This is a genomic window from Euzebyella saccharophila, from assembly GCF_014855495.1.
In the GTDB taxonomy this organism is placed as follows: domain Bacteria; phylum Bacteroidota; class Bacteroidia; order Flavobacteriales; family Flavobacteriaceae; genus Euzebyella; species Euzebyella saccharophila.
The window spans coordinates 740,247-763,933 of sequence record NZ_JACYFJ010000002.1 but is presented as its reverse complement, the minus strand read 5'-3'; the positions used below and the strand labels follow the sequence as shown (position 1 = coordinate 763,933).

At 36.7% G+C, this 23,687-nt stretch carries 14 protein-coding genes; 9 read left to right on the top strand and 5 right to left on the bottom strand.

The annotated features are described in order from the left end of the window. Nucleotides 1–359: 359 nt before the first annotated feature. Together IL355_RS09875 and IL355_RS09870 are read right to left on the bottom strand one after the other, a co-directional pair. Nucleotides 360–2,297 (bottom strand): peptide-N-glycosidase F-related protein, encoded by a 1,938-nt coding sequence (locus IL355_RS09875; RefSeq protein ID WP_192461990.1) that lies wholly within the window; start codon nucleotides 2,295–2,297, stop codon nucleotides 360–362. A gap of 283 nt (nucleotides 2,298–2,580) precedes the next feature. Beyond that, a complete protein-coding gene (locus IL355_RS09870; RefSeq protein WP_225621174.1) occupies nucleotides 2,581–3,189 on the bottom strand; it encodes an RNA polymerase sigma factor in 609 nt (202 codons plus the stop codon). 106 nt (nucleotides 3,190–3,295) lie between these two features. Here IL355_RS09870 and IL355_RS09865 point away from each other — a divergent pair, with 106 nt between their 5' ends. The 6 genes from IL355_RS09865 to IL355_RS09840 all read left to right on the top strand — a co-directional run bounded on the left by IL355_RS09865 (nucleotide 3,296) and on the right by IL355_RS09840 (nucleotide 13,327). Next, nucleotides 3,296–4,486, top strand: a complete 1,191-nt coding sequence (locus IL355_RS09865) for a FecR family protein (RefSeq protein WP_192461989.1) — start codon at nucleotides 3,296–3,298, stop codon at nucleotides 4,484–4,486. An 86-nt stretch (nucleotides 4,487–4,572) separates the two neighbouring features. Continuing rightward, nucleotides 4,573–8,313: a SusC/RagA family TonB-linked outer membrane protein gene (locus tag IL355_RS09860; RefSeq protein ID WP_192461988.1), complete on the top strand. Its 3,741-nt coding sequence runs from the start codon at nucleotides 4,573–4,575 to the stop codon at nucleotides 8,311–8,313. 18 nt (nucleotides 8,314–8,331) lie between these two features. After that, nucleotides 8,332–10,188: a SusD/RagB family nutrient-binding outer membrane lipoprotein gene (locus IL355_RS09855; RefSeq protein ID WP_192461987.1), complete on the top strand. Its 1,857-nt coding sequence runs from the start codon at nucleotides 8,332–8,334 to the stop codon at nucleotides 10,186–10,188. 861 nt (nucleotides 10,189–11,049) lie between these two features. Next, nucleotides 11,050–11,937 (top strand): mechanosensitive ion channel family protein, encoded by an 888-nt coding sequence (locus IL355_RS09850; RefSeq protein ID WP_225621173.1) that lies wholly within the window; start codon nucleotides 11,050–11,052, stop codon nucleotides 11,935–11,937. 115 nt (nucleotides 11,938–12,052) lie between these two features. Then, nucleotides 12,053–13,072, top strand: coding sequence for an AI-2E family transporter (locus tag IL355_RS09845; protein WP_317175483.1), 1,020 nt, complete (start codon nucleotides 12,053–12,055; stop codon nucleotides 13,070–13,072). 99 nt (nucleotides 13,073–13,171) lie between these two features. After that, the gene (locus IL355_RS09840; RefSeq protein ID WP_192461984.1) at nucleotides 13,172–13,327 is read left to right on the top strand and encodes a lmo0937 family membrane protein; all 156 of its coding nucleotides are present in this window, start codon (nucleotides 13,172–13,174) and stop codon (nucleotides 13,325–13,327) included. A gap of 126 nt (nucleotides 13,328–13,453) precedes the next feature. Here IL355_RS09840 and IL355_RS09835 read toward each other — a convergent pair whose 3' ends face one another. Further along, a complete protein-coding gene (locus tag IL355_RS09835; RefSeq protein ID WP_192461983.1) occupies nucleotides 13,454–13,825 on the bottom strand; it encodes a hypothetical protein in 372 nt (123 codons plus the stop codon). A 968-nt stretch (nucleotides 13,826–14,793) separates the two neighbouring features. Here IL355_RS09835 and IL355_RS09830 point away from each other — a divergent pair. Further along, on the top strand, nucleotides 14,794–17,319 hold the full coding sequence (locus tag IL355_RS09830; RefSeq protein ID WP_192461982.1) for a PAS domain-containing protein: 2,526 nt from the start codon (nucleotides 14,794–14,796) through the stop codon (nucleotides 17,317–17,319). 459 nt (nucleotides 17,320–17,778) lie between these two features. Here the strand turns inward: IL355_RS09830 and IL355_RS09825 are convergent, their stop codons facing one another. Beyond that, nucleotides 17,779–18,828, bottom strand: coding sequence for a helix-turn-helix domain-containing protein (locus IL355_RS09825; protein WP_192461981.1), 1,050 nt, complete (start codon nucleotides 18,826–18,828; stop codon nucleotides 17,779–17,781). A gap of 272 nt (nucleotides 18,829–19,100) precedes the next feature. On the opposite strand from IL355_RS09825, the gene IL355_RS09820 reads away from it, so the two are divergent. Both IL355_RS09820 and IL355_RS09815 read left to right on the top strand, forming a co-directional pair. After that, on the top strand, nucleotides 19,101–20,549 hold the full coding sequence (locus IL355_RS09820; RefSeq protein ID WP_192461980.1) for a BLUF domain-containing protein: 1,449 nt from the start codon (nucleotides 19,101–19,103) through the stop codon (nucleotides 20,547–20,549). A gap of 468 nt (nucleotides 20,550–21,017) precedes the next feature. Next, entirely contained in the window at nucleotides 21,018–23,159 is a 2,142-nt protein-coding gene (locus IL355_RS09815; RefSeq protein WP_192461979.1) for a catalase, read from the top strand. Between the two features lie 64 nt (nucleotides 23,160–23,223). On the opposite strand, the gene IL355_RS09810 is transcribed toward IL355_RS09815, so the two are convergent. After that, complete coding sequence (locus tag IL355_RS09810) at nucleotides 23,224–23,658, bottom strand: BLUF domain-containing protein (protein ID WP_192461978.1); 435 nt, start codon at nucleotides 23,656–23,658, stop codon at nucleotides 23,224–23,226. Nucleotides 23,659–23,687: the final 29 nt, after the last annotated feature.

The window sequence follows — 23,687 nt, the reverse complement described above, 5'->3', positions numbered from 1 at the left end:
TAAAGGAGAGAAATAATAAAGGATTCTAAAGATTGTGATGATGGTGGGTGTTAGAGTTCAATTTAGTATTCTATATATTTCGATATTACTTTTATTGTTCTAAAACTGCATAGTCTAATTACTGGTTGTAAGCAGTAAAAAATTAAATGGATTTTTCACTAAACGATAAATAATAAAATTTGGCAATGTGCATTGTTTTCACAATACTATAGGTTTTAAAGAAATTACCTCAAAGAGGTCATTACTTCAAAAATTCCAGAGGAAATAACAACGCAAGTGTAAATAAAAATGTCGTGGAAAACCACGACATTTTTAATAGGACAATTGTTTCGAACAAACGGTTAAATTGTTTTAGTAGGCTAGTTTCTATTATTTTGTTTGGAAATTCTTTGTTTCAATTTGGAGTCTCCATTGACAAAGAGTTCAATTACGTATCTACCATCTTCGTATGAGCTTAAATCTATTTCAAATGTCTTCTCTTTGATATTAGAAAAAGGTATTTTTTCTTGAATGTCACCATCTTTAAGAATGTGTATTTCACCATTGGATTCTGCTTCCAGTTGAACCAATAATTGAGTGGTTTCACGAATTCTTCTAGGATATAACTTTACTAGGCTTTGCTCTACATTTGTATCAATGGTAGGATTATTTTTTATGATAAAATCCAATTGCTCGCCTACACCGCAATCACTCTCGAACCTGTGTAGTACACGACCCTCAAGGTCTGAAATCTGGAGGTATCCGAATCCTTGTTTGGGCATAAACCAAAATTCCAATCCATTATGCTCCGAGTCTTCTAGAGACATTCTATAACTACCATTATTCAGCTTTAAAGTGTCTCTATAAACGGTATCTTTTTTTGCTTTAGAAGGTAGTTTTTCGTAAATAATTTTGTTATCGGTATTTATAATGCGTACGGTATTTTCCTCTGGGTTATTATTTGTTTGATAGGTGACCACCACATTTTGGGGCATTTCTTTAGGTGAATTGAAGTTAGTGGATTTCCTATTGTCGTTAATCCATTCATCCGACTTTCCATTGGGTTTCTCCAAAGCAACATTGAATATGTTTTCACCGAACTTAAAATCAATGATGCCTGGTAAAGTGATGTAAGCTTCCTCATAAAAAGCAAGATTTCCTTTCCAAAGGAATGTCTTTTCTTCGAATCCTTCAGTTCCATATTTTATTTGGACCTCCTTCAAATTTTCCGAACCCAAATTTTTAATGATAATTTTAGGCTCTATTACGGAAGGGTTTAACCGATTTAATTCTGGGGCGTCGTTAGGCACTAGTATTTGCTCCAAAGAAACATCATTTGATTTTGAAGGTTTCTTATATTCAAAAACCATGGCGCTTATACTTTCGTAAGCCTGTATATTTTCTTCTGCTACATATGGTTCCATTTCAAAATCGAGGGTGTGGGTGGGCTTGGTAATTGGAAAATCAATTATATCTGGAGCCTGTAAGTCTCCAGGACACCAATATGCTCTATCAAAAATCCAAGTGCCTCCTTGCGGGTATAGATTGTTATCTCCACATTCTTTCCACATATCCCTATGGTCAATGGTCTTACCATCGACTAAAATCTCCCGCCATCTACTACAGAATTCGCTACAACCTTTGGGCTTGTCCATTCCATGGCCGGTATGTAGAACACGAATTCGTGCGAAATCTGCACCTTCCTTCATTTTGATTTGTTTAGGGGATAGAGATTCTGTAATAGGTTTCTCTGGATTGCCATAACTAAAGCCATCGTCATATAATTTGTGAAAGCCTAAGGGTTGAGCAACAGGATCACCCATTTCAAATTTAAAGTCAATTTTAAGTTTCCAGCCTACATTGGCTCCTTCGTATCCCGTATGGTTATAGGTGATTTCTACGCTGTCTCTAAGTATACTTGAAAAATCTGTTACATCTATTTGCCAGCGCCAGTCCCAATCCTTCTTGAAGTTACTACCGTAGGGTGTCAGCATTTTACCTATTTCCAAATTTAAGGTATCTCCTTTTAGTCCTCCAACCCGATTAATTCGTATAGGGTCCATATAGTCCCAATGCGCAATATCTATGGAATCTGGATGACCTAAAGTAACTTCCATAAAAATTCTTCTAATGGATTCTTGTTGTTTTGGAAAGACTCCCCATGAAGAAAAGAGATTATTTCCTTGACTCGGATCGCAAATAATGGTAACATTTTCGTGGCTAATTACATTTTTTGTAACCCTTTCTTTTTTAGTGGATTGGCAGTTAAAAAGCAGGGTGGTGATTACAGCTAATAAGAAGTGGTGTTTAAGTTTCATTCGGTAAAATGGTTTGGTTTTGATCATTGAAAATATCTTGAAACCATAAAAAGATCAGGTCTGATGGTCAAGATATAATTTGCTTTTCTGGATTTGAAAGCGCTGAAAATAGTTACATACTTTTAGCAGCTAACCTAAGATTTTGTTAAATCTGATTTATGTACATCCAGAACTTTAAGATAGATAGGAATGTTTAAGGACATACTAATATTAAAAAATGAATAGTATTTCCTGAAGTATATACTCCTTTAGGATAGGGAGAAGACAATAAATATCCCCTACTTTACACTTGGCGAACTTTTAAACGAGATTGATTATCCGTAATTCCGAACAGTAAGAAAAGTACAGGTTCAATTTTATGCTGAAGTTTTTTCCTTAAAATTTTAAAAGCTTTGCTCATTTGGTTTTCAACCGTTTTTAAGGATACATTCATAAAGTTTGCTATCTCAATATTGGTTAAACCTTCACCCTTACTAAGCATAAAGGTTTCTCTACATTTAGGAGGTAGATTCTGAATTTCCGTTCTTATGAGAACAATTTGCTTTTCAACTAATTCCTGATCTTCCTCTATTATTTGATAGAGGCGTTCCATATGTTTTTCTTCGATAGTCAGCATTCTTCTTTCGCTTCTCAAATGGTTAAGAAAACCATTATAGACAGATTTATAGAGAAAACTTCTAAGGGATTCAACGTGCATAAGTCGGTCTTTTTGCTCCCAAAGCTTAATAAAAACATTCTGCACTATATCCTTGGCACTATCTTGGTCATGTGTAAGGCTATAGACATAGACGCAAAGCCTGTGGTGATAGCTGTCCATTAGATATTCCAAGGCTTTGTGATCACCTTCTCTTAAGGCCTGCTTTACCTGAAAATCATTATGATATTTGCTCAATACGGTGTAATTAATCTTAAAGAAATGTTATGCAATGTAAAAAAAATATTAAAAAGCATAGGGGTGTTGCAATTCTGATGTGTCTTACAGGTGTAAACTAAAAAGTTTGAACGAAAGAATACAAGATATCATAGTAAAGTATTTTTCTAAATCGGCCTCAGAAAAGGAATTGATTGAATTAACGGAGTGGTTAAAGGAAGAATCTAATATTTTGTTGTTCGAAGAATTCATACGGACCAACTATTTAATTGACCACTGCATGCTTGATTTCGATACTGATAATGAGAAGGGTAAAGTTCTCGATAAAATTAAGTCAGAAGAAAGGAGGAAGCGAAAAATAAGAAGATTGGTCTTTTTAAAATATGCTGCTTTACTCCTTGTACTATTGGGAGGCGTGTTCACCTATGTTTTCAACTCAGGGAAATTTTATAAAAATGAAGAAGAAAAGAAAACAGTTACGGTTCCTGTGGAGGACGTTATGCCTGGTCATGACAAAGCGATTCTTACTCTTGAAAATGGTGATGAGATTGTTTTAGAGAAGGAAAAGGAGGTTCAATTAAAGCAAGCAAATCAAGAGGGTGAGCGCTTGGTGTACAAGCGGAATTCTAATATTGATGAGGAAAAGGAGATTTATAACTTTTTAACCATTCCTAAAGGGGGGCAATTTTTTGTACAACTTTCAGACGGTACAAAGGTGTGGCTCAATTCAGATTCAAAGTTAAAATATCCTGTCAAGTTCTTGAATGGTAGACCTAGGAAGGTGGAATTGTTATACGGGGAAGCCTATTTTGAAGTAACAAAAGGTAAAGGAAGTAGCGAGGGTGACATAGCATCACATTTTTTAGTGCAGAGCAAATCCCAAGAAATTGATGTTTTAGGAACACAGTTTAATATTAAAGCCTACCAAGGTGAGAAGAATATAACTACCACTTTAGTAGAAGGTAGGATTACGATAGCCTCAGGAAATGCTAAAAAAACTTTGAAACCAATGGAGCAGGCCATTATTGACCAAGAATCTCCCGGGTCTTTTTCAATCAAAAAAGTTTCAAAAGTATTCGATGAAATAGCATGGAAGGAGGGCTATTTTAGTTTCCGGCAGAAGTCCATTGAAGATATTATGATGGTATTGTCTAGATGGTATGATGTGGAATACACCTTTCAAGATTCCCAAAAAAGAACAAAAACATTCACTGGTGTCCTAGATCGAGGAAATACAATAAGTCAAATATTAATTAACATCCAAAAAACAAATGAAATAAACTATAAGATTAAAGACAAAACAGTAATTATCGATTAAGGGAAGCAGTACAAAGTGCAAAACCATGTTTCTCAAAAGCAACCAAAGACTAATTTAAAACTATTTACTAATCCAAACTTTTTTGTATGGAAAATAACTCAACTAACTTGTTTCTAAGATTTAGAAACAAAAGTTTCCTAGGGTTACTAAGTGCTCTACTTATTTTGTCCACTTCGACATCCTTTAGCTTTTCCCCCAAGGAATCTTTTTTTCAGAATACTAAAATTCTAATAACTACCAACAAAAAAATTGAACTATCAGAACTATTCGAACTATTAAGAGAGCAGGCAGGCTATAAATTTGTTTATAGTGATGACCTAGTGGTCAATGCACCAAAAGTTCAACTACGTAAGGGTTCTGTTCTAGTAAAAGATTTACTGGAATTGGGACTTTCCTCAGTAGGTCTTACCTATGAATTTACCGATAACAATACCATAATAGTAAAAAGAGGTGTTAAGGCTAACACCGTTACAAACAACAGCACGTACCAATCTTCAATTTCCGGTATTGTTTCAGATGATCAAGGTGTTCCATTGCCTGGGGTGAATGTTGTAGAGAAGGGTACCAGTAATGGTACTTCTACGGACTTTGATGGTAATTATGAAATTCAAGTTGCAGACAACGCTACGTTGGTATTTTCTGCCCTGGGCTTCAAGACCATTGAAAGAGCTGTAAATGGTAATTCCAACGTAAATGTGACCTTAGAGGAAGATACTGAACAACTGGGTGAGGTAGTGGTTACCGCACTTGGAATTAAGCGTGAGCAAAAAGCCTTAGGTTATGCCATGACCGAAGTAAAGGGTGAAGAACTTGCAGAAACCAATACTGTTAACCCGGTTCAGGCGCTACAAGGTAAAGCTGCCGGTGTAAGTATAGGTGGATCAGATGGTGGATTGTTCGGAAACAGTAAAATTCAGATAAGAGGGGTGTCTACCTTAAACTCCAATAACAACCAACCTGTTTTTGTTATCGATGGGGTATTTCTAGACAACAGCGTTTCTAATGAAAGTGCAGATTGGGCTGGTAGTGCCAATGATTATGGTAATATCTTAAAAAACCTGAACCCTGATGATTATAAAAGTGTATCTGTACTTAAAGGTGCGGCAGCTACGGCTCTTTATGGGTCAAGGGGTATTAATGGTGTGGTACTTATTGAGACCAAAGATGGTTCCAATGCCAGAGGTATTGGCGTTTCTATAAAACAATCTATGGGTATTGACCGTGTGTTTAAGCAGCCTGCTTTACAAAATGAATTTGGTCCAGGTACCTTGGCAGGTTATGTAAGTTATGGTGATACCAATGAAAATGGTGAGTTCTATAGATTTGATAATTCTCAGTTTTACTATAATGAGGCCGGTAACCCAACGTTGGTAAACCATGGTGGCGGAGGTTTAAGCTACGGACCTAGGTTTGATGGAAGAATGATTGAGGACTATGATGGAAACCTAATTCCATATACCGCCAATGAAAACAATATGGCTGATGTGTATGATACTGGTTATAATTCCAATACATCGGTAGCTTTGAGCGGAGGTAACGAAAAGGGTAATTTTTACCTTTCCGATTCCTATAATTACAGAACAGGTATTATGCCGGATAATAGTTTTAGGAGAAACTCTTTGATGTTTTCCGGTTCTTATCAATTGGCTCCATGGTTAAATGCAAACGCATCTATTTCTTACGTTACTTCTAGTTCTAAGAACCCAAGAAATGATATATCGCAAGGCTTTTTTGATGGTACTTTTGAAAGATTGTACAATACCGACAAGTATACCCAAAACCAATATTGGCAAGCAGACCACGGGGGGGTTCCTAGCGCTAATTATGGAGATTCTTTTATCAATGTTCCTAATAGAGGTTTGTGGTTTGGATACTATAACAATGATCAAATCAATGAGGAAAAAGTAATCCGTCCTGTAGTTAGGTTAACTGCCAATGTAACGGATTGGTTTACAGTTGCCGCTGAAGGTAACCTGAACCAATACAATACTAGGTTTGAAAACAAAGAACTTGGTAGTGGCTACGCAAACGAGGGAGGTTACTATGAAGTAAGGCATAATGAAGATATCACAAAAATGGGTAAGTTAACCTTTAACTTTACCCCAAAGATTTCTGAAAACCTTACTTCTCAATTCATCGTAGGAGGTGAAATTTGGAATAGGGAGGCTTCCTATACCAGAGTTCGTACCGATGGAGGTTTAATTGTACCAGGTAAATTTTTCTTGGAAAACTCCAAAAGGGTAAAATTGTCCGAAGGCGGTATTAACTCTACAAAGCAAATCAATTCCTTATACTTTTTGTCCAATTTTGGATATAAAGATCAATTGTTCTTGGATATTACCGGTAGAAATGACTGGTCTTCGTCTTTGGTTTATACCAATGGCGAGGGTAACTACTCATATTTTTATCCTTCCGTATCTACCTCATGGGTTTTTAGTGAAACGTTTAATACCAACAACATTTTCACCTTTGGTAAATTGCGTGCATCTTGGGCGCAAGTGGGTAGCGATACTAGCCCCTATACTTTAAATAGAACCTATGGTTTAGGTACTTATCAGTTAGAGGATAGCTTTATCTATTTAAATTCTATTAATACTACCTTAGTTGACAGGGGGGTAGAACCAGAGAAAAAGAATTCTTATGAAATAGGTGCAGACCTTCGTTTCTTCAACAACCGCCTGGGAATCGATGCCGCTTATTATAATGAGACAATCGAGAATCAAATTGGTGAGATTCCAATTCCAAATGTTTCAGGATATAACAACCTGTTTACTAATATTGGAACCTTAAGTAACTATGGTGTTGAGATTTCCCTTAATGGAACCCCGGTTCAAACAGAGGATTTCTCATGGAATACCACTTTCAATTATTGGAGAAATACAACCAAAATCAAAGAATTACACGAAGACGTTGGAGAATTCAAAAACCTTGGAGGTAGTATTACCTATGGTAACTTCCGTATAGGTTCAGTAGGTTTTGAAGACGGAGAGTACGGAGTACTTTACTCGGATAGCAGCCCTAAACTTTACCAAGCTACAGATGAGGCAGGCAATCCTGTTGATAATCCAAACAATGGTAAAAAAGTACTCGTATGGAGTGATTCTAGACGAGGAGCTTATTATGAAAGAAGCTACGAAGCAGAGGAAATTGGTAAAATTCAACCAGACTTTGAAGGTTCTTTTAACAATGAATTTCTTTACAAGGGCTTGAGTCTTTCTGTATTGTTAGATGCTAGATTTGGAGGGCATATCGCCTCTTATTCCAGTAGGTACGGAACGGCTTATGGATACTTGGAAAAATCATTGAGAGGAAGGGATGCAGAATATGGTGGTATTTCTTGGACCTCCCAATACGGGGATACCCAAGGCGACACCTATAATGATGGTATTATTCCAGATGGGGTTTTTGCAGATGGTCAGGAGGTAACCGCACCAGACGGTTCAATAGTAAATGTTGGTGGTTTGACCTATCAAGAAGCGGTTGATCAAGGACACGTTGAGCCCACCCACGCTAGTTTTTATAACTACTTTAGAAATTCTTGGGGTCAAGGTGTTGTTAATGATGACTGGTTTACAGAATTGGAATACATTGCTGTACGAAACATTTCATTTGGTTATCAGTTTCCTAGAGCATTTACCGATAAATTGGGTGCTCGTAACTTCTACATTGGGATCAATGCAAGGAATCTTGGTTACCTGCACAACACCATGCCCAATGACATTAACCCTGAAAGCTTTAGGGGAACTTCAAGTAGTGAATCTTTTAGGGAGCGCTCTTTTAGTCCATATGTGTCAAGTTACACCATGACGATTTCAGTAGACTTTTAATCATAAAAATTGATAAAAATGAAACATATATATAAGATACTATTTAGTGCAGTATTAGTACTCACTATTGGTTGTGATGAGGAGGATTTTGCTGACTTGAACAGCAATCCCGAAGCGGTAGCGGTCGCAGACCTACGTTTTTCAACTGCCCAAGCCATTCAGGATATGTATTCCAACGATTACACTGTTTGGTTCTACAGCAATTTCGATTATATCTTCCCTTGGAGTCAATTAACCACAGCTTCCGTTACAGGAGGGAATTCCGAAGCTTTTGTTGAAATGGGCCCCGCTGGAGGTCAAAGTATTTACCCAAGTCTATACGCCAACGCCCGCGATATTAGAGCTAGAATTGAAGCTCTTCCTGAAGGGGAGGGTGAGGAGTATAGGGCTATGAGTGCCATGACATTTCCTATTGTAATTCACCCGGCCATCACCATTACCGATACGGAGGGATCAATGGTTTATACTGAGGGAGCTTTGGCACCTTATACGTCCCCTCCATTGATTACCCCAAAATATGATAATCAGGAAACCTTGTTCAATACATGGCTATCAGAACTCGATGCTGCTATAGTAGAACTGTCCGCTCCTAATCAATTTAACATTGGTAGCCAGGATATTATCTACAATGGTGATTATCAGAAGTGGGCTAAATTCTGTAATCTACTTAAATTAAAGATTGCAGCTAGGCTGATTAACAAGGATAGGGCAAAGGCGCTATCCATTGCTGAGGAGGTGGCCAGTTCATCTGTGGGGTATATGAATGCCTTAGATGATGATTTTATCTACAGAAGAGATATTAACTATAGGGGAACCGGTAATGGCCAACAGCCAGGGATAGCAGGAAAGAATATAGTGGACTTCATGCTAGCCAACCAGGACCCTCGTTTACGAGTGATTTATACCAAAAATCATTTTAATGCCGAGGTGGTTCAGGCCTTTTTGGAAGCAGATAAGGAGTTGCCTCCATATGTAGAGCAATACGTTACTGTAGACGGTGAAGGTAATTTTGCCGGTTGGTCGGGTCCAGGAGAACCTTGGGTAAGATATGCAGGCGCACCCTTATCACCTGACGAGACATTTGATACCGACAATACCGTTTATTTTAACCAAGGAGAACTATATAGGCTTTCTGCTGGTGATGTTCAAAAACAATATACGGCTACTTCCAGCTATACTGAACGGATTACAAGGACCGGTTTCAATTTTACGTATCCAACAAAACCAGGTGGTAGAGTACTAGAGATTATAGATAATTTTCCTCCTTTAGAGGTTATTTTAGGATCCTCGGCGGAAACCAATCTCTATTTGGCAGAATTTAAGTTATTGGGAGCCAATATACCGGGTACGGCTCAGGACTATTTCAATCAAGGTGTTAGGCTCTCCGTGGAAAGACTTGATCGTCTTGCCAAAAATAGTGGTTTGCCCTATTATGAGGAGGATCCTGTGTATACGGATGAGACCATGGCAGCAATGGCATCAACTAAATTGAAGGCAGGGGAAATTGAGGCTTTGTTGGCTCAACCGGCCTATGATTTAAGTACAGATGGCCTGGAGAAGGTTTACATTCAACAATACATTAATCATGCGGGCACACCCAATGATGTTTGGACAACGGTAAGGCGTTCGGGTATTCCTAAAATCAATAGTATGCACTTACCAAGGGAAATATTCACTTCTTCTGGTAGGGAGCTTACAGTGCCAAGACGCTTCGTTGCCGGTACGCCCACGGAGGACAATAAGAACTTCCCTAACCAAATTCAAGCCGTTGAGGAGCAAGGATTCAGTACGGGAACCAATGATCCTGTCATCTTGAATACCGAAAGACTTTGGTTTGATGAAGAAAATCCGGACTACGGGGCAGGACCTAAATAGTAGTAATTATTTGAGTTGGCATACGTCATTATTAAGGTTAGGCGTATGTTTACAGTTAGTTTGTTAGTGAAAAGGCCATTTTCGAATTTGAAAATGGCCTTTTTTTATGAAATCTAATTTAAAAAGTGTTTCTTTTTGCCAAGGTAAAATGAAAAATAGGTCTACATAAATGATATAAGATTTTATTCAATTTTAAAACAGCTTTGAACTTAACCGTGCAAACAAATACTCTATAATTGATTATTGCAAAAGCCAAAGAACGGCTTTCCACTATCAATTATGTATAGTGATGATCTTTTATACAATGGGTTTGAATACCCTTTGATCTGATATAAAGGTTTAGAGGTTATGCATCCAGGATTATCAAGATTATAGTGACAGCTCTATATGATTAGTAGTATATAACATCAAACTTTACTAAATTTGCTGTAGAGTATCAATCGAAGCTGTCAAAAGTTACCTATTCGATTACCTGATATGAAAATTAACGATTAACTTATTGATATTTAGAATGTTGTGAATTGACTAATAGTTCTGTCATCCCGACATTTCAACATACAATTAGTATGAAACCTGTTAATCTTTTGGTTAGCAGGTTTTTGTTTTTTGGTAGTAACCTATGATTTATTAGGATGATTGGAAGTCCTACCATTTTATACAAAAGGGTTGAACCTATCTTTTCTTATATTTCAAAAAGTCGATTGGTCTTCATATGTGCCTAACACCAACTTTTAGAGTTACCAAAAGAGTCATAATTCTAATGGGGTCAATTTAAAAGTAGTTAGCGTTATTACAAAATTCATTCCTTTTATACATTACTTCAAAAAAAATGGAATGGTGGTCTTACTAATCAATAATAACATGACAACTATATCTGAGGCTTTGCTTAGATATTATAATGATTTTATAGGCCGATTGCCCGGAATAGGAATTGGAATATTAATAATCATTCTTGGAGTTTTGATTGGGTCTTGGATAGGAATGTTCGTAAAAAGAAGATTGTCGGTTAAAACTGGCGACCCATTGATGAGCAAATTTTTAGGGCAAGCCATAAAATATGTTTCAGTTATTATTGCCATAATGTTGGCACTCGAGGTTTCCGGTCTGGGTTCCATTGCAACAGGTATTCTTACAGCGGCTGGGGCTAGTGCCGTGGTACTAGGTTTTGCCTTTAAAGATATTGGGCAAAATTTTATTGCAGGAATTATTATGGCTTTCGGTAGACCTTTCGACATAAACGATACGGTACAAATCGATGATAATTTTGGTAAGGTGAAAGCTCTAGAGTTTAGGTATACAAAACTTAAAACTTTTGATGGTAAAGATGTCTATATTCCTAATAGTGACGTCTTGACTAAACCCGTTACCAACTATACCGAGGATGGGTTTTTTCGCTGGACTTTTACAATAGGTATAGCTTATGAAGACAATATTGACGGGGCCAAAGCCACCGTACTCAGGGCGCTGCGAAAAGAACCAAATGTAATCGAAGACGAGGAACATGAGAATTTCGTTATCGAAGATGAACTTGCAACTAGCACGGTAAATCTTAAAGTGTTTTTTTGGGTAGATACCAAAGATTTTAGAAGAATGGCGTTGATTACCAAGGGAAACGTAGTGAGAAATGTCAAAGAGGCTCTAGAAGAAGCTGGTTATTATATGCCAGCTGATATTCAGGAAATCAAGCTTTATGGGGGTGAGAAGGAATTTCCCGTAAAAATTAGCCCTCAAAAGAATACTCCTGTCTAACTGATAATTTTCCCAAGTATTAATAAAAAGCGTCTTAAATATCATTTGTGCTATTTATTACGGCTAAATAGAATTTCAAAATATAATTAAGAACTAGTTTACCTCAGTACCTGTAATGCTTAAAATGCCAATCTTAAAACCAAAGTTGTTAAAACAATTTTTTCTTTTATCCTTGACTATTGTGCTGCTGGTTTTCATTCTCTGGCAACTATCTCCCTACCTGCCGGGGTTAATGGCCTCAGTTATCTTTTATGTCCATTTGGAATGTAGGATGGAAGAATTGCTGGAAAAAGGCATAGGTCCAAGATGGGCGGCAGTTTTGCTAACAATGCTTACAATTTTAGCTGTTTGTGTGCCTCCCACGGTCCTTCTATTATTGATTTGGCAAAAGATGGACAAGGTAATGGATGGTACTTGGGCCATATCCAATGCTATGGATAAATTGATGTTCATAGTTAAAAAATATATAGGCCGTGATTTTCAATGGGGCTTTGAACCAGAGGTTGTATCCTCATACATGATGGAAGGCTCCGGTATGTTAGCAGATAATATTTTGACCACTGCCATTGCTTTACTTTTAATGGTAAGTTCTCTCTATTACATGTTGCTTTTTAAAGCTGATAAAAACCGGAGATATACTGACTATCTACCTTTTTCAAATAAGGATATTAAGAGAGTTGCTGTACCCATACGGCGGAAAATCCGATCTAATTTTATAGGAATTCCCATAACAGCTTTTACCCAAGCCATTGTAGCAGCTGTCGGCTTCTACTTTTTAGGGGTGGAGGATGTGTTATTTTGGTCCCTAATAGTGGGCTTTGCATCTTTGGTGCCCTTTATTGGTAGTGCTTTGGATTTCATTCCACTTTTTTTATTGCTACTTGGCTCCAATAATGATGATGCGGCGTGGGGAGTTCTACTATACGGAATTTTGGTAGTTTCCACTGTGGATAATCTGATAAGAATGATGTTCCTCAAACATTATGACAACATTCATCCCCTACAAACCCTAATTGGAGTACTAGTTGGTATACCCCTGTTTGGAATCGTTGGAGTGGTCATAGGTCCCATTGTTCTGAGTATGTTGGTCATTATGCAACGCATTTATCGTAAATCTGTCAGAATAGGAGTTTAATAAAAAAATCCGTAAGAGTCATTTATGTCTCTGATTAAGTTATCTGTACCTAACTCCATTATGTAATTTGTCGACCTAATCAATAAAAACACATAAATTATGAAAAGTACATTATGGATTATCATCGTGGTACTGGTCGTAGCTTGGTTACTGGGTTTTACTTTGTTACCAGATGTTGGTAACATTATTCACGCAATTTTGGTAATTGCCGTAGTCTTGTTGATTTACAACTTGGTAAGCGGAAGAAAGATTTAGCATGGAATGGCTGGAATGGTGCTTGGTCCACCGTTCCAGCTTAAGTTTTAAAATTTTAGCTTCAACAGAATATATTGAGTTATAATCTAGCGTAGATAATAAGGCCGAACAAAAAGATTTGAAATATTATTGATTTTTCAGCAATTCTTGAATATTTTCCATATTGGCTTTATGGTATGACAATAAACGATTCAGACATAATTTGAAAGAAAGATTTTTTACACTCTTGCTAAGTTTTTCGTTATCCAATTCACTTATGTTATCAAGCATTTCCTTTGCAACGGAATCAATTGTATTCCCTGGATTTATTCCCAATTCCCTTAAACTTTCAGAAAAGCTCTTTTCATATTTTTGATTCCAATCAAGATAGGCGGTCAATGTCAATTTCGTCCTTTTATCAAGGAATGTATGATCGAAGTTTTCAAAGAGATTGTTTATTTGCTTGGTCAACGCATAGGCATTGCTCAATTCTTTATCCAGTACATCCGTTTTTGTCATTTTGGCTTTATTTTACGGTAAGATATAACGCTATGACATTATTGATTAACGAAACAGAAAAAAATAGTAGTCCATTCAATTTTAAAAGAGAATGCTATACATCAAAAAATTATTTTACTAAAACATCCTTTTCTTAAGATTAAATGGGTTTTAATCAAAATTTAAACATCATTCTAGTAAGAATTAAGAAATAAAAAAATCGTCTTCTTTAAATTATTTTATAGACTTATTAGGAATACGTATCCCGCAAAGCTTAATAAGGGTCTTTCCTATGATTAATAAAACTAACAGGCAAAATAAAGTTGTCATGATGGATAGTCCATATTCGGTAAGCCAATTAGCGAAATTCAAAGTCATGCAAATGTTGAGTATGGAAACAATAATTGGAATTGCGAATATTAATAGGAAATAAGAATAGCTATCTCTTGACAATGGGGGAAATTTGTTTAGGATACAATTTTAGGGGTGTTTTTCTGGGTGTGGTATTCTAATTGCAAAAATTATTGTCTGATTTAATGGCAGTGACAAAGAGGGTGAAATCTTTATTATCGTGATTTTTTCTAGGTATGCAAAATTTGAGTTAGATTTAAAAATATGGAGACAAAAATATACTTCTATTTAGAGCGAGGATGTACTCAAATTACATAAATTGGCCCTTTAGGAATTGTTTCGTTTTAGGTCAATAATTTAAATCCTTTGAATTTGGTTTATTGGGGTGAGGGGCATTTTTTATTCTAAAGATTTTGTTTTAGCTTCTGAATAACTAACAATGGTAAAGAAGTAATATGTGGTTACTTTAAATCGATAATTTAGTTGAGAGATTACTTGCGGATGAAAAAAGAGTAATCTTTATTTGAAAATTTTTTACGCTTGCATAAAAGATATTCCCTAGGTTTTCTAAAGTTAGTTTTATGGTAATAGGTGTAAAGTTCAATAAGCTATCAATTTTATTCTAAATCCACTGAAGGATGCACGGTAAAGAAGGAATGACCCCATCATTTTTGAGGGGTGGAGGTGAAATGAGTGGGCTCATTTGCGATAAAGATTGGAGTGATCACCCATTGGGAACCCCAGAAATTTGGCCCGTTGCCTTCAAAATTTCCTTGAATAATATGCTCAAAACCGCTTTTCCTTCGTTAATATTCTGGGGAGAAGACTTGTTTTGCTTTTACAATGATTCCTATAAACCTATTCTTGGCACAGATGGCAAACATCCCAGAATTTTGGGTGAAAAAGCAGCATTGGCCTATCCTGAAATTTGGGAAACCATTGAACCTATGTTGATGCAGGTCATAACTTCCGGTAAACCCATTTGGAGAGAGAACCAGCTTATACCAATATATAGAAACGGGCGGTTAGAAAATGTCTATTGGACGTTTAGCTATAGTGCACTAATGGGAGATGATGAACAGGTTTCTGGCGTGTTGGTCACCTGCACGGAGACTACTCAAGCGGTTTTGAGCTTACAACGGTTAGAGGAAAGTGAAGATTTGTTGAAGTTTGCGGTGGATGCTGCAGAATTGGGTACTTGGGACTATAACCCAAGGACCGGTAAATTTCATGGCAACCAAAGGCTAAAAAATTGGTTTGGAATTTCTATAAATAGCGAAATTGATCTCGCAATTGCCTTAAATGCAATACTTCCAGAGGACAGGAAACGTGTGGAAAAAAGTATTCAGAATGCATTGGACGGGAATAACAATGGAAAATACGATATCATCTACAGGATTAAAAACGAAAAAAACCATGAGATAAAAATTGTTAGGGCCTTAGGTCGTGCTTGGTTTGATAGTGCAGGGGAAGCCTACCGTTTTAACGGTACATTGCAAGACGTTACCGAACAAGAGAAATCTGCCGAACAACTTAGAACCGCAAATCTCCAGATAAAATTTGAAAAAGAAAGGTTTGAAAATATTGTACGTAATGCTCCTGTGGGAATTGCTATGTTCAAGGGGGATGATATACTGGTTGAAATGGCGAATCCCACTTTCTTAAATATCGTAGATAAACTTTCTGAGGAGTTAATAGGAAGGAAACTTTACGAAGTTTTTCCAGACTTGACGGAACGAATAAAACCGCTATTTGATGATGTTTTCAAAAATGAAAAAGCGGTGGTGGGAAAGGAATTCTATTTACCTCTTAAAAGGCAGGGAAGTATTGTTCATGCCTATTTCAATTTTATTCTTCATCCCACCAAAATAAGCTCTAAGGAGGATTTTGAGATTATGCTGATTGCCAATGAGATTACCGATTACGTGGTATCTCAAAGAATATTGAACGAAAAGGAAAATCAATTCAAGAACCTTGTCTTACAATCACCGGTAGCAAAGGCGATATTTAGGGGGCAAGACTTGGTAATTGAAATGGCAAACCATAAAATGCTGAAGCATTTTTGGGACAAATCTTGGAAAGAAGTTGCCGGTAAAAAGTTGGTTGAGGTATTTCCTGAGTTGGAGGGTCAAAAATATATCAATATTTTAAAAGAGGTAATAAGTACGGGTGAGACCGTTAAAGATTATGATTCCAAGGCCGTGGTCGTAAAAAATGGTGTTGAAAATGTCTTCTACGTTAATTATGTATACCTACCATTACGAGAAATGGATGGAACGGTCTTTGGTGTCATGATAACAGTAACGGATGTTACCAATGAATTTCTAGCTAAGGAAAAACTTATCAACTTTTCCAAGGAGTTGGAAAAGCAAGTGGAGCAACGCACAAGTATGCTTAATAAGGCCAATATAGATTTAAAAAATTCTATTGAACAACTGGAAAAAGCCAATGATGAGCTGGAATCATTCGCTTACGTATCCAGTCATGATTTGCAGGAACCTTTACGGAAAATACAGATGTTCACCTCTAGGATTATTGACCATGATGGAAATAATCTATCGTCAAAAGGAAAGACATATTTTCATAAAATTACAGAATCTGCAAAGAGGATGCGTAATTTGATAAATGATCTCTTAACTTTTTCCAAAGCTGATAATGAGGACTACAAGCTTGAAAATGTAGATTTGGATACTATGCTTCAATTTATATTGGAAGACCGTTCCGAGTATATTGAATCTTTGGGAGCATTGATTCAAAGAGATAAATTACCCACTATAGTAGGGATACCTTTTCAACTAAGACAGGTCTTTGACAATTTAATAGGGAATGCGCTTAAGTTTTCAAAGGAAGGTCAAGCTCCTGTAATAGACATTACGTCAGAAGTATTGGCGGGAGGAGAAAAGGAACTGGAAGGACTTAAAAACGGGATTCCCTATGTCAAAATTAAAATTAAGGATAATGGTATTGGATTTCCCAAAGGGATGGAGGCAAAAATTTTCGAGGTCTTTCAGAGGACACATGATCGAACAAAATATGGTGGTACGGGAATAGGATTGGCTATTGTAAAGAAGATTGTTCATGCCCACAATGGTATTATTAAAGCTACATCTGTAGAGGGTCATGGGTCAGTCTTTACGTTATATTTACCATTAGGTACCTTGTAGAAATTAGTACTTAAAAAAGTGAATACAGGCAAAAATAGTGAGCTATATAAAATCTCTAGTTAATTGCAAACATTCTTAAGTAACTAGCTTAATTTGTTGAAAAACAGATGGTTTTTTACTCAATTAGAGATTTTATATTCTGTGTTCTATAATGACTTCAAATGCTTCTTTCTGAAATCAATTAATGAAAATTTAAAAAGGATTTTAAATAGAGTCAAAAGATTTTACTTTTCAACAATCAACTTTTGTTACACTATGATAGATTAGTGGCAAGTGAAACCATAAATGCACGAAAGTTATGTCTAAATTGAAGAAAATTGTTAAAAAAAGAAAATCGTATAACTTATTGATTGTAGCACTTCTTACTGGTGTGCTGTGTTTTGCGTTGTATATAAGCTATTAACAGCTCCTATTTCTCCCTTGGTATTTACTCACAGATTGCTTCCTCATTTCTTGTAACTATTCTCTAATAGTCCTTATTTTACTGGAAAGGGCCTCCTTATAGTCAACTCTAAACTCTTGGGGAGTCATTCCTGTACGTTCTTTAAAGATTTTTGAGATGTAGCTTTTACTTGAAATCCCAACTAAGTCGGAAATTTCGGAGATCTGTAAATCCGTGTTCACTAAAAGTTCTTGTATTTTTGAATATCGTTTTTCCTTAATGAACTCTTTGACCGTAGTACCAAAAAGATACCTAAAGCCTTCTTGCAGTTTGTTGACATTTAATCCTACTTCTGACGCTATTTCTTGAATGGAGCTTAAATTGGATAAATTTTGTTCTATATGTTTGGCGGTTATCTCAATCTGTTTAACTTCTGACCGTCTCAGTAAAAGCGTATTGTTATTCCCTTTTTGATCATCTAGATATAGTTGTATTTGTTTGGTCAACACCTCATAGGCTTTTCCCTCAAGGAATAACTTACGGATAAAGTTTTCTTCTTTAAAATTTTCCATTTCCTTGAAGATACTTGCAAGTTGAAGACTGTAAAATCCATTATGATAGAAGGCATTTATGGCTTTTACATCGTTAAATAAATCGTAAAGATTGCTTCCCACGTTTTTTAAATCACAATCTATTTTTCTTATAAAAGACTCCCTTGCAATTTCTAAACTGTAGATTTTGGTTTTAATATTCTTTTTGAACTGTAGAACATGTCCATTGTTTCGTTCACTCGCAACTATGGCTTCTTGATATTGTTCAATTTCGTGTTGCGTATTTTCGTTTTCAAATCTGTGGAACAATTTACCTTCAAGACAATAAAGAAACTTCAAAGGGTGAATTTCATTTACGACAAATTTGATTTCCAAATCTTCATTAAATAAACAGTCATAGAGAAGTATTCCCAGACCACCATTAAAATTAATTCCTCTAATTTCTCCCTTGCCAATTTCAGGGGGCAATTTTAGAATATATTCTTCACATCGATCTATATAGGATGTTCCCAGTTGTTTTGAGAGGTTTTGTATGACCTGTCTTAAAGGCAATGATTGCACGCTAATACTTTTCATAGGATAGGGTTGGCTGGCAAAACTTTAATTATTGTTACTAATATAACTAATTCAGTTTTTAAATAAATTTGCAGTGTTATAAACGGTCATTAGTGGGATATATAGATTAAAACTTGTATTGCAATAGTGAAATTTGGAGCAAAACAAAGATAAAAACACCATTTAATTCTTAGTGCTTGCTGGCAATTATGCCATAATTGTTAGGATTTAGATGAATTTTGTTATTTCAATTTTAACATTTGTCTTTATTTTACGGAATTAATTTGATTTGAATGTTAAGAATAAATGAAGAGAGCCCTATGGATCATCTACGGAAATTGTCCGTAGAATTGGGTGCTACATTTAAAGAAGGGGTTGGGGCATCATCTTTAATCCTAAATAATAAGAACGGCAAGGGCTACATCAATTTATATGAACTTTTCCCAGGACTTTTGGTTAGAACCTATAACCTAGAACTGGCAAATGAGCTGGTCCTTTCCCTTACCAAAAACGAATATTCCCCTCTTTATCTAATATTTTGTCTGGAAGGTAGCTATTCCCATAGCTATAACGGCGATGATAGTTTGAAAACAATATCTGAGGGTAGAAATCTTATAAGCTTGACCTCAGAGCATGAAGAACATCTTTTAAAGCTACCCGCTAAAGTGCGATTGAAGCTATCTGTGATTGTTATTTTACGGGAAGATATTAATTCCAACAAACTAAAATTAAAGGGTAACATTAGAACTGTAATGAAGGATATTGTGCTTAAAATGGAGCATGGCGACTCTTACAGGTTCATTGGAGGCTTAAAAAATCCTATTGGTAGGCATGCTAAAATACTGATAGAAAACAAGCGTACCGATCTAGCGGGGAAATTAATAACCGAATCTGCTACGTATGGTACGTTGGCCGCACAATTAGATGATCATGACAATTCTTTTTCTACGGAAGAAAAAATAGGTATTAGAGATGTTGAATTAGAAAGGGTAATCAAGTTATGCTCCTATATCTCCAGTAACATACACAAACCACACACCGTTAAAGAATTGGCATTTAAGAGCGGTATTTATGAAAAGAAGCTACAAGAGGCCTTCAATTTTTTATTCAATCAAAGTGTTGCAGAATGTATTAAAAACATGAGGCTCGAAAAAGGGAAGGAGCTTTTAGAGACTACAAATATTAAAATTGCGAATATCTGTGATGAAATTGGAATCAACAGTCACAGTTATTTTTCTAAAATATTCTATGAAAAATATGGTTTAGGACCTCAGGAGTACCGAGAATCCTTAGAAAGTGCGGAATGGGTCTTTGAGTTGTCTTACAAATCAAAAGCCAAACTCTATTTATCCGACGTTGAAGTTTCAGATTTGGTCAAGAAGGCAGATCGGGTCAATAAAGTCAATTCAATTACTGGTTGTCTCGTTCATTATGAGGATGATTTTTTTCAATTGCTAGAAGGTCCAAAGGCACGGGTGTTGGAATTATTTGAAAAAATTACCGCTGATGGAAGGCATGAAGAAGTAGAACTACTCTGGAAAGGTCCTAGGAAAAGAAGAATTTTCGATAACATTGGATTAATACTAATTAGTGATAGAAAGAAATTTACGGACGATCAATCCGTAGGTGACTTGGGTTTAGATATGCAGACCATCTTAAGCAATACCTCGCCTTCAAGTATAAGAGATTTGCAATTCTGGCAACACGTGAGAAACAGAATCCATTTGATGAATGCCTCTTAGATTATAAGGATTTATTGAGGTAATATCCTAGAATAAGAAATCCTAGAAGAAACAACAAAAGGGAAATAAACCAATATTGGGTTTTTAGTTCAATGTTGAATTTTGGTGTCGCTTTGTTGAATATTTGATTTAGTATTTTTTTCATTTTGGGCCTTCTTCATAGGGTTCACAGTTACGATCGTTTTTTCCACTTTAGGAATTATAAAATTACTGTAACTATACAGGGTACAATTTTAATCTGCGGAAACAATTAACAAATCTGCTTCAAATTGGAAGGACCTTTTAGTGTAACATAAACCTTTATTTTACTGCACCTTCAAGTATTGGACGATAATTGGAAATAGAAATCATTCAAGTCAAATAGCAATCTTTTCAAGCTAATTTAACCGTCTTAACCATTCTAATTTCATGGGCGAATAAATATCCCTTTATTCAGAACCTAATTCAATGAACCTAGAATAGTTAGTTATGTCTGAAAAAAATAAACCCAAAAATGCAACCTCGGATAAGATTGAGCAGTTGGAAAACTACTCTGTAGATTATACCGATAAGCCGTTGACCACACGGCAAGGTCTAAAAGTAAATGACACCAATAATTCTCTTAAAGCCGGGGTTAGAGGTGCTACGTTGTTAGAAGATTTTCTCCTACGCGAAAAGATTCACAGCTTTGATCATGAACGTATTCCTGAGAGGATAGTGCATGCCCGCGGTAGTGCGGCACATGGCTATTTTGAATTGACAAAGAGTATTGAAAAATATTCAAAAGCGGGAATTTTCACTGATACTTCCAGAAAAACACCGGTTTTTGTTCGGTTTTCAACCGTAGCAGGGTCCAAGGGTTCAACTGATTTGGCTCGTGATGTACGCGGTTTTGCGGTAAAATTTTACACCCAGGAGGGAACTTGGGACCTTGTAGGAAATAATATGCCTATTTTCTTTATACAGGACGCCATGAAGTTTCCAGATTTAATCCATTCGGTAAAACCTGAACCCAATAATGAAATTCCGCAAGCGGCTTCGGCTCACGATACCTTTTACGATTTTGTTTCTCGTGCCACGGAAACACTTCACAATCACATTTGGGTCATGAGTGACCGAGGTATACCCAGAAGTTATAGAATGATGGAGGGCTTTGGTATTCATACCTTCCGGTTGATCAATGCCAAAGGCGAAGCGCACTATGTAAAATTTCACTGGAAGCCCAAATTGGGCGTGCATTCCGTTACTTGGGACGAGGCGGTAAAAATTAGCGGTGCGGATAGTGATTTCCATAGAAGGGACCTTTGGGATGCTATCGAATCTGGTAACTATCCTGAGTGGGAATTGGGCATACAGGTAGTTGCCGAAGCGGACGAACATAAATTCGACTTTGATCTATTAGATCCTACAAAACTTATTCCAGAAGAAATGGTGCCTGTGGAGATTATAGGGCGCATGGTTCTTAATAAAAACCCTGAGAATTTCTTTGCGGAAACCGAACAAGTAGCCTTTTTACCTGGAAATATCGTTCCAGGAATCGATTTTACCAACGACCCGCTACTTCAGGGAAGGCTCTTTTCATATAGGGATACCCAGTTATCTCGATTGGGGAGCCCTAATTTTCACCAGATTCCTATTAATAGACCGGTAACGGATGTGCATGTCAATCAACGTGACGGACACATGCAAATGGATGTCCCCAAGGGTCAAACAGCCTACTTCCCAAATGCCCTTAGTGGAGGATGCCCTTATTTGAGCAAAGTTGCCGAGGGTGGTTTTGAGTCGTATCAAGAACGAATTGATGCCAAGAAAATAAGAGGAAGAAGCGAAAGTTTTAGTGACCATTTCTCGCAACCGGCATTATTTTACAGAAGTCTTGTAGATTGGGAAAAAGAGCATGTGATAGCGGCATATTCGTTTGAGTTGGGCAAGTGCAATCATGAGGAAATTAAAAGTCGTATGCTTTACATTATCGCTCAAATTGATACGGATTTGGCGGAGAAAGTGGCAGATAATATCGGAATGAAAGTGCCCAACGATATAGAGAGACCGATGAACCAATCCATAGGGGCAGATGCCGTAGTGGAAGATCATCAGCCGGGAGAAAAGAAGATGTATCTGGAAAAGTCTCCTGTTCTAAGTCAATCCAACACCAAGTTCGATACCATTTCCACGCGGCAAATAGCTGTATTGGTTGCTGATGGATTCCATATGAAATCCTTTGAAGCCATGCAAAAGGCTTTGGAAAAAGAGCAGGCGGTAATTAAGTTGGTTGCACCCCATGGAGGCAAGGTTACTTGTGATGAAGGAATGGAGCATAAGGTAGATGCAGCTATAAGCACAACGGAAAGTGTATTGTTCGATGCTATTTATGTTCCCGGAGGGGAAAAATCGATTGGTAAATTAAAAGAGCAATCAAAATTCATCAAATTTTTAAATGAGGCCTTTTCGCATTGCAAGGCTATTGCCGTTGATGGCGAGGGCGAAGAATTACTAGATGCTTCGGCGATTAAGGATTATAAGGAAGATAAAGCTCTTTTTATCAATGCGGAACCGAAGAGTTTTATAAAAGCAATTTCAAATCATAGGAATTGGGAACGAAGGAAAGTTGCCCAAAAAATTCCCGTATAAAACCAAAACTTCTTTAAACAAAAGCTCCGATGCATTAGCTCATCGGGGCTTTTTTTAATTTATATCATTTTGTAGGCGGTATGGCCAATAAAAATTTCATGCGTTTCCAGAATAGAACGGCGGTCACATTGGTTGGTTTGCTCAAATCTGCCAAAAGCATAAGGTTCCTTTTGAACTGTTCAAATTCCGGAATGCCCATGTGGTCTTCATCAATAGGGTAATAGGCCATGCCCCAATCCGGGAAATTCCTCTCGGTAATCGTATCCTCACTAAAAAGGTTTACTTTCTTGTGCCTTTTATCTTTTTCAATGTTTGAGTAAAGCTCTTTGACCTTTTCTTCGGGCCCTTCCAAAATTTGTATGAATTTGCCCAAATAGTAAATAAGACATCCGGTAATGCCATTATCGGAATTAAATGCCCTAGCGGTTTTAAGAATTTCTTCGATATCCGAATTTTTCAAATCAGGATTTGCCTGTGATTCGTATGTGAGGGTGTACATCCTTGGAGCTATTTATATTCTTGTAAAAT